Source organism: Amphritea sp. (assembly GCF_050300915.1).
Classification (GTDB): Bacteria; Pseudomonadota; Gammaproteobacteria; order Pseudomonadales; family Balneatricaceae; genus Amphritea.
Genome location: NZ_JBNKYN010000013.1, coordinates 61629 through 69799, shown reverse-complemented (window position 1 = coordinate 69799; position 8171 = coordinate 61629). Strand labels below are relative to the sequence as shown.

Below are 8171 nucleotides of genomic sequence, written 5' to 3'. Positions count from 1 at the left end.
GCTCACGGCCGCGACGCTGGCATCGCTCTCCCCGTCCCCGGCCAAGGTTTCCCTCGCCGGGGCGGCGTCCCCGTTCGAGTACGTCACCGGCGGAGATGGCGCGGCGCTCATCAGGGTCTTGCCTGAGTTCATCGAGAAGGCGATGCTTTTCAGCACATGTCCGCCATCCAGCGGCAGGATCGGCAGCAGGTTAAACAGGTTCAGCAGGGCATTGAATGCACTGAGTCCGGCAAAGAACATGGAACCGGTCACCCAGTAAGCTAGCAGGCTGAGCAGAGATAAGCCCAGCCCGAAAAACGGCCCCATCAGCGAGATACAGACATCCTGCCAGCGGGTATTGATACGGGCATCACTCAGGGCCAGGCCACCAACAAAGGGGATCAGATAGATCCCTTTGGTCTTCATGCCGAAGTGTTTCATCGCCCGGATATGGCCATACTCATGGACGACCAGGCAGAACAATAGTGCCAGGGCAAAGGGCAGGGAGAAAAACCAGGAGTAGGCTGCCAGACTGGCGCCGGCCATTACCACCTTGATCACCTTGGCACTTTTCAGCAGTTTCAGGCCCAGTGCACCCAGCCCGACAATACTGAATGCGCGTTTTTCCTGACGTATCGGCGTCTGTGGCACCTGTCTTTCCATCGCTTCGCGGCCATGCTCGCCGCTGATTACCAGCTGTTCTCCCATATAGAAGCGGTAGCTGACTTTAACCGGATCCCAGTGAACAACTGTCTCCAAGCGACAGATCAGGGTTTCTCCCTGCGCGTTTTGTAGCTCAAACCAGTGTTCAGAGATACCGTCAAAATCGCCGTCAGCATCCCGCCGGGAAACCGCGGTGTTGTTCCAGTACAACAGTTGCCAACCTGCCATTGAGCCTTCAAGACGCAGGTTATGTCCCTGACAATCCAGATTAAGTAATTCCACTACCGCTTCCCATAAAAAGATATCGGCGGGAATGGTTGCATAAGTTGATGGCAGTTTAAAGTGACTTCTTCTGCCAGGCAGGTAGACTGCGTTTTTTGCTATTGGCTATCCATTACCGTTATGACACCTAACCTTCCTATTCTTTATTCTTTCCGCCGTTGCCCTTATGCCATTCGTGCCCGGTTGGCGATTGCGGCTAGCGGAATTTCTGTTGAGCTGCGCGAAGTGGCGTTGAAAGATAAGCCCGCCGAAATGTTGCAGGCTTCGCCAAAAGGGACCGTGCCGGTTTTAGTGTTGCCCGCTCCGTCTGCAAAAGAGGGGCAGGTGATTGATGAGAGCCGGGATATTATGCGCTGGGCGTTACGCTTGAATGATCCGGATAACTGGCTCTGCGCTGATGATCCTGATCGGCTATGGCAGGGCGAGGCATTGATTCAGGAGAACGACGCGGTCTTTAAACAGCACCTGGATCGCTATAAATACTTTGAACGTTACCCGGACCATCCACAACACTATTACCGTCAGCAGTGTGAGGCGACTCTGGTTAAACTTGAACGACTCCTGTTGCAACACGCCTGTCTGACGGGCGAGCAGTGTTGTCTGGCAGATATGGCGATCTTCCCCTTTATCCGTCAGTTTGCTCATGTGGATCGTGAATGGTTTTACAATGCGCCGTACCCGGCGTTGCAGCGCTGGCTGGATCAGCAGCTGAACTCTGAATTGTTTACCCGGGTGATGCAGAAATCTCCGCCGTGGCAGAGCAAACCCCAGCCTCAGGGTGATTAGCTTTAACGGGTTAAGCGTCTGAAAAGGTCTGAGCTGAGATAAAAAAGGCCCTGAAGAGTATTCAGGGCAAGATCTGAGGCATCAACAAAGATTCCTCCCGGAAAGGTTACAGGCAGGCGTTGACTGTTGGAATTTTCTGAGCCCAGGGACGCGCCTGTTCCAGCTGCAGTGCCAGAGCAAATAGTGTGGCTTCGTCAGCAAAGCGGCCAGCAAAGTGCGATCCCAGTGGCAGCCCTTCAGGCGTCCAGTATAACGGTACTGACATCGCCGGTTGTCCCGTCGCGTTAAACAGGGCGGTGAATGGGCTATAACTGTGAGACAGATGAATGAACTCCTCAAGACTGGCGTTCTCATCTTTCATGACAAGATCTCCGATCAGTGGCGGTTCCCGTGTCAGTGTTGGTGTCAATATGACGTCATAATCCAGCATGAAGTTTGCCATTACCCGGCCCAGCGTATGAAACATCTCAATCGATTTGACATAGTCAACTGCGCTGATGCCGCCTTTCTCCCGCAGGATGATTCGGGTATTAACTTCCAGTTCCGGGTCCGTAACCGGCGTGCCCCGCATCTGACCGACCAGATCCAGATAGCTGCGGGTGCTGGCACCTATTACATTGAAGGCACTGTTTAAAAAAGCTTCCAGGTCTATTGGCAGTTGAGCGGGCGTAACAGTATGGCCGAGGCTTTCACAAAGTGCCGCAGTGGAGCGTACCGCATTCAACGCATCAGGAGAGCTTGAAAAGGGGGCGATCTGTTCAACCAGTGCAATTCGCAGTGGACGAACAGGTTGCTTAAGCAGATCAGCAAACGGTACGGCTTGTGCCGGTGCTGCGTAAGGTGCGCCAAGATCTTCACCCGCCACGACATCCAGCAGTGCTGCGCTGTCCCGGACAGAGAGTGTCAGTGCATGGGCAGAGCCCATCCCTCCCCAGCCTTCACCTACCAGAGGCCCACTTGGGACACGACCCCGGCTCGGCTTCAGACCGAAAATGCCGCAACAGGAGGCGGGGACACGAATGGAGCCACCACCATCATTACCATGCGCAAAAGGGATCGCCCGGGCGGCAACCAGTGCGGCAGAGCCGCCACTGGACCCACCGGCGCTGTGTGCGGTATTCCACGGGTTACGTGTGGCGCCAAAGCGCTGGGATTCAGTGGAGTAAGACGCGCCGAACTCGGGTGATGTTGTGGTGCCGATAAAGTTGCAACCGGCCGCTCGCAAGCGGCTGACTGTTGAGTCATCAATTCCCAGACGAGCTTCACCCAGCGCCAGAGAACCATTGGTAGAGCGGGCTTCTTTGAGCGGTGCAAACAGATCTTTGACCATGGTCGGAATGCCGGAGAAGGGGCCTTCCTCTGGGGGTGTATTACGGGCAGCGTCATAGAGCTTTTCGGCGACGGCGTTAAGTTCAGGATTTACTTTTTCCACCCGCTCGATACAGACTTCAAGCAGCTCAGATGCTTGTATTTCACCTGCTTTTATCAACGCTGCCAGGTCAGTAGCATCGTGGGAGTCGACCAGACGATGAATCTCTTTCATAAAATATACCTATTTTGCATTCCGGGCTGATCTGCCAGCCCGGTAGTAATAAAAAGCCTGGTGTTTCTATAGGTCAGAACCACCGGATCTATCCGTGCACCAAGCGTGTTTATGTCACCGCTTCTGCTTTGGCGCGTGGTCCGCGGATAAACAGACTGTCGATAAGCCAGATGCCCGCGACAACAAAACTCACAATGGCAAGTTTCACGATGGTACTGCGCAGATCCGAGGCGCTGGCCGCCATGATGGCACCGACAATTATCGGGCTGATGAACTGGCCCAGATAGAGACAGGAGGTAAAACCACCGATACCCCGGCCACGTACTGCTTTTGGCAGAGCATGCATCACCTCGGCCATAACGTTAGGCACCAGCAGTCCCGCACCGATACCATGAATGGTGACGGCGACCAGTACATTCTCGTAGGTCGTTGCACAGGACAAAAGCCAGAGGCCTGTTGCCAGCAGAACCAGCAGGATGGAATTACAGAAGGGAATACCGAAGGTACCGCGAAGCAACGGCCAGGAGAGTGAGCCGATCAGTGTTGCCAGTAAGCCAAGTCCCGCGGACATACCGATTTTAGTCGTGGAGACAACCCCCATCTCGACCAACAGCGTAGGCGTTTGAATGGGAACGATGAAGTTCAGCACCATTCCTCCCAGAATCATGCCATAGCCAATGAACAGAGGAAGTTTGGCCACTTTTTCGTCGCTTAGTGAAGCCTGAGACATACCTTCCACGGCTTTTTTAACCGGTTCCCACAGCACTTTCATCATGAACGGGATTAACAGTAGTGGCAGTAGGTAGAGATAGAACGGTGTGCGCCAGGAGCTCTCGCCGAGCACTCCGCCGATGACGAAGAATATGGAACCGATCAACCCGATCGAGACCACCTGATAGTTAACGAACTTCATCCGGTTCTCGCCATGCCAGTAGTCAGCTATGAGCGTTGTACAACAGGTCATAATCGCAGCTTCCGCACAACCGAACAGCAAGCGGGAAAAGACAATGCTGCCCAGGTCGTTCAGAATCGCAGGCAGGAAGCCCAGCAAAGCGTACAGAAAAGTAGCGATGATCAGCAGTTTTTTGCGTCCTGCCCGATCTGCCAGCCAGCCCGCCAGCGGCGCAACAATAGCGATGGCCAGTGCGGGACCGGTGACTGCCAGTGGCACCAGCATATCGGCCTGCGGTTCGGAAGGCCCGAATTCGGCGCCCATTTTTGGCAGCATGGGGGCAACCATGACTGCCCCCATGATGGTTAAGCTGCTACCCAGTACCAGAAGAGAGCCTTCAGCTTTACCGGGAGCCTTGGATAGATTTACAGTGTCAGACATGGGAAGCTCCTCTTAAAAGCTTTTAGCGATACGGAAGGCCAGGTTATATCCCTCGGCACGATTAGACGCATCGAACTCTTTATAAGCATGCAGGGAGATAACCGGCGCGCCGGGCTTAAAGTAACTGAGGGCCGGACCGAAAGCGGTGACCTCCGCCCGGTTGCCATCAGTCACAGAGGGGCCTTCATCGTCTGTAAGCTGGCGATAGAAGTAGCCACCGACACCGATAGTCCATGGCCCGGTGTGCTGTCCCACCGCAAACTCATGACGATACTCAATACCGTTTTTATAGTCGGTATCGGAGTTGCGGGTGCTGAAATCCAGTTCAAAGCTTGACGACAGCTCCAGGCCCGTTTCGGTGATATAGGACACACTATAGATAGGTGAGAATGCCCAGTGGTTTAACCCCGGAGAGATCAGTCTGTTGCCATCGTAATCGCCGGTTGGTATCTGAATCTGGAACTGTGTGTTCATCGCGAGGTTGGGTGCAAGGTTCCATTGCAGAATCAGTGGTGTAACCTGTATGTCCGCGATATTAAAGACATCAGCGCTATCGGAGAAAGTACCCACCGGAGTAGGAACCGATATTGAGTTGTCCATCTTGAAAACCGGCACAATGACATTGAAGCCATACTTCGCGCCCAGAATTTCATGCTCAGTCATTCTGACATAGGCCAGACTCAGGCTGAGTACGTCGAGAGAGAAGTCGATCGGAGCGTCCTTACCGTTAGCCCCTTTTAACGTATCACTGGAGTAGTATGCCGTCCGAAAACCCAGTGTGCCGGATGGCGTGGCAGGTGGCATGAAGCCAGCGCCGAAATCGTAAACCCCCATTGCCGTAGTTGGCGCACCGTTCTCGGTGGCTATTGCTACGCTGGCTGCTGTGAGTAACGAAACACCCCCTAAAATGCTAATCAATCGATGATTATTTTTTTTCATTATGTACTCCCAAAGTTTTTTATTGTGTTTTCACAATACAAAGGGAGAAAAAAACCTGTTATCCGATATCAGCAAACTTGTGATTGGGTTCGGCGTAATGTTTCTGAAGGCAGCTCGCCAAACAGCTGTTTGTAGTCATTAGCAAACCGACTCAGGTGCAAAAAGCCTCGTTCTACTGCAATATCATGCACTAACTCAGTGCAAAAAGGGTTGAGCAGCTCACGGTGAACTGCATTGAGTCTCAGGATTCTCAGATAAGCAACCGGATTAATCCCCAGCGTTTCCTGAAAACAGTATTGCAGTTTCCGGCGACTGGCACCGACATTGTTACACAGCTCTACAATGGAGGGGGGCTCGTTAATACGTGCCATCATATAATCCCTGGCCCGGTCTACCACACGCTTACGTGCCAGGGGTTCCAGGTGCTGTACCTTCTCTTTATCAATCAGTTCCAGCAGACACTGTAATACGGTATCTCTGATGCTGTTTTGAATCGCGGAGTGCTCCAGCAGAGCGGTATTACTCTCCGGGTTCATGACTGAGTCTAAAAAATGCAGCAGCTCAATCTGGCTGTTAAGCAGTGGCAGCTGGTAACAGTGAGTTGAGGTCAGATCGAGGGAAATATTCTGCTTTTGCAGGGACTCCTGCAACAGCTTCATCTGCAGAGAGATGCAGATAACATCAATGTTTGATGGTGTTTTAATCTCTGGCAAGCACTCCCCACGTGATACCAGTAAACTCTGCAGGTTAAATGCGTGCCCATCGCAATAGACATTATCCAATGTCGCGGTAAAGGGCAGATTAAACATAATAGAGCCTGCCTGGGCTGCTCCATTTTTGACCATCGCCTGGTTCGCCTGGTCTCTGACTAACTGCATCCCTTTGATACTTAACTCAGTGATGCTTCCGGCAAACTGTCCGGGAGATATCTGATCGTAACGGACATCCCAGCCGGTCATACCCGCTGCATGCTCGGTAATATCAGATGTCTGATGAAACTTAAGAACGCTCGCCCTGTGTTCGGCGGAACTGCGGCTATTAAGCATACCAGTAACCCTGTTTAGTTATTATTTGAACTCTCTGATATATCAGCAAGCAACATGCCTGCCAGAGAGGGGGTATTGAATTTGTGCCAAAAACGGATATTAGTACGCACCCATCGCACTATGAACAACAATATCCGTTTCTGAGACGTTATCCGGACACCACAATCAGGCTATGTTATTGATGCTTCAACGCTCGTTATGGCCTGGTTTGCATAACATCCGAGCATTCTATTTAACATGTTAAATAGTTGTCAGTCTAGTGGTCTGGCAAAACCGATCACTGCGTAGATCAGGGCTACGGCAGGCTGCTATCTGCTTTCAGACCCGATATTTGAGGTTTGATAGCCCCCAGGCCCCGGTATTTAAAACCGGAAACAGTTTATACATCTGAGTGAGTCGTACATTCACTCCGGTATGTTATGCATCTGATGCAGTTATTTCATGTCGCTCTGACGATGTATGGTCTTTAATTAATGCTAAATACCGCTAGCCTCTTTTTTGCAAACATAGCTGATGAACGTGTTAAATGCTTAAGTGTGACTGAACGCATCTTTTATCCCGTGTAATTCAGTCGATTGCTGTTATTGCTGCCCCGGCCAGTTCATAAGTGAGGTTTACTATGCGCATCCCACCCCAGCCTGTAAATAATGCTCTTGATGCCATAGGCAATACTCCGGTGGTGAAACTCAACCGGGTTGTACCTGACGGCTCTGCTGATGTGTACCTGAAATTGGAATATTTCAATCCAACCGGATCGTACAAAGATCGCATGGCAAAAACCCTGATAGAAGAAGCTGAAAAGCGGGGTACGCTAAAGCCAGGCATGTCTGTTGTCGAGGCGAGTGGTGGCAGTACCGGGTCATCTCTTGCGTTTGTCTGTTCAGTAAAGGGTTATCCATTTCAGGTGGTCACCTCTGATGCTTTCGCGCAAGAAAAGCTAAAAACGATGCAGGCGTTTGGTGCAACGGTTCATATCATCACCAGTCCTTCGGGTAAAATTCACGCCGATCTGATTCCATCTATGATTCGACGGATGCATGAGATTGAAAAGGAGGGACATTGCTATCTGACTGATCAATTTAATAATCGTGATGCTCTGTTGGGTTATGAACAGATCGGTACTGAGCTGCTTCAGCAATTTCCAAAGGGTATTGCTGCTTTCTGTGGTGCTGTTGGTGTGGCGGGCATGGTGATGGGCGTCGCCCGTATTCTTAAAGACGCCGATGCACACACTCAGATTGTAGTCCTTGAGCCGGCCTCCTCACCGATTATTTCAAAAGGCTATGCGGGTGAGCATCATGTAGAAGGAACCGGCGTCGGTTTTATCCCACCATTACTTGATAAAACGCTATATGACGAAGCCCGCGGAATTGCGGAAGAGGACGCGCGCAAAATGTGTCGGCGACTGGCGCAGGAGGAGGGGTTGCTCGTCGGAACCTCAGCGGGGATAAATGTTGTCGCCGCTATAGCGCTGGCAGGTGAGCTTGGTCCGGGGAAAACCGTTGTAACGGTTGCCTGCGACACCGGACTAAAATATATGGCGGGCTCACTTTTTGGTGAAAGTTAAGCCCCTCTCTATCGAGTACGTCAGGCTCCCGAC

7 protein-coding genes are annotated in these 8171 nt (G+C 51.9%); 2 read left to right on the top strand and 5 right to left on the bottom strand.

Annotation, left to right across the window (positions count from 1 at the left end; translation table 11 throughout):
• Positions 1–924, bottom strand: a 924-nt coding sequence (locus tag ACQY8X_RS05610; RefSeq protein ID WP_428034167.1) for a site-2 protease family protein, incomplete at its 3' end; no start/stop codon positions are given.
• 120 nt (positions 925–1044) lie between these two features.
• On the opposite strand from ACQY8X_RS05610, the gene ACQY8X_RS05605 reads away from it, so the two are divergent.
• Positions 1045–1710, top strand: coding sequence for a glutathione S-transferase (locus ACQY8X_RS05605; RefSeq protein ID WP_428034166.1), 666 nt, complete (start codon positions 1045–1047; stop codon positions 1708–1710).
• A 106-nt stretch (positions 1711–1816) separates the two neighbouring features.
• Here ACQY8X_RS05605 and ACQY8X_RS05600 read toward each other — a convergent pair whose 3' ends face one another.
• The 4 genes from ACQY8X_RS05600 to ACQY8X_RS05585 form a co-directional block, all read right to left on the bottom strand.
• Complete coding sequence (locus ACQY8X_RS05600; protein ID WP_428034165.1) at positions 1817–3253, bottom strand: amidase; 1437 nt, start codon at positions 3251–3253, stop codon at positions 1817–1819.
• Between the two features lie 109 nt (positions 3254–3362).
• Positions 3363–4586 (bottom strand): MFS transporter, encoded by a 1224-nt coding sequence (locus ACQY8X_RS05595; protein WP_428034164.1) that lies wholly within the window; start codon positions 4584–4586, stop codon positions 3363–3365.
• A 12-nt stretch (positions 4587–4598) separates the two neighbouring features.
• Positions 4599–5525, bottom strand: coding sequence for a SphA family protein (locus ACQY8X_RS05590; RefSeq protein ID WP_428034163.1), 927 nt, complete (start codon positions 5523–5525; stop codon positions 4599–4601).
• A gap of 68 nt (positions 5526–5593) precedes the next feature.
• Entirely contained in the window at positions 5594–6571 is a 978-nt protein-coding gene (locus ACQY8X_RS05585; protein WP_428034162.1) for a helix-turn-helix domain-containing protein, read from the bottom strand.
• 619 nt (positions 6572–7190) lie between these two features.
• Here ACQY8X_RS05585 and ACQY8X_RS05580 point away from each other — a divergent pair.
• Complete coding sequence (locus tag ACQY8X_RS05580; protein ID WP_428034161.1) at positions 7191–8138, top strand: PLP-dependent cysteine synthase family protein; 948 nt, start codon at positions 7191–7193, stop codon at positions 8136–8138.
• The last annotated feature ends 33 nt before the right edge of the window (positions 8139–8171 follow it).

Bases quoted from the DNA above. Each gene is read 5' to 3' on its own strand.
- ACQY8X_RS05605 (WP_428034166.1), top strand. From the start codon at position 1,045: ATGACACCTAACCTTCCTATTCTTTATTCTTTCCGCCGTTGCCCTTAT.
- ACQY8X_RS05600 (WP_428034165.1), bottom strand. From the start codon at position 3,253: ATGAAAGAGATTCATCGTCTGGTCGACTCCCACGATGCTACTGACCTG.
- ACQY8X_RS05595 (WP_428034164.1), bottom strand. From the start codon at position 4,586: ATGTCTGACACTGTAAATCTATCCAAGGCTCCCGGTAAAGCTGAAGGC.
- ACQY8X_RS05590 (WP_428034163.1), bottom strand. From the start codon at position 5,525: ATGAAAAAAAATAATCATCGATTGATTAGCATTTTAGGGGGTGTTTCG.
- ACQY8X_RS05585 (WP_428034162.1), bottom strand. From the start codon at position 6,571: ATGCTTAATAGCCGCAGTTCCGCCGAACACAGGGCGAGCGTTCTTAAG.
- ACQY8X_RS05580 (WP_428034161.1), top strand. From the start codon at position 7,191: ATGCGCATCCCACCCCAGCCTGTAAATAATGCTCTTGATGCCATAGGC.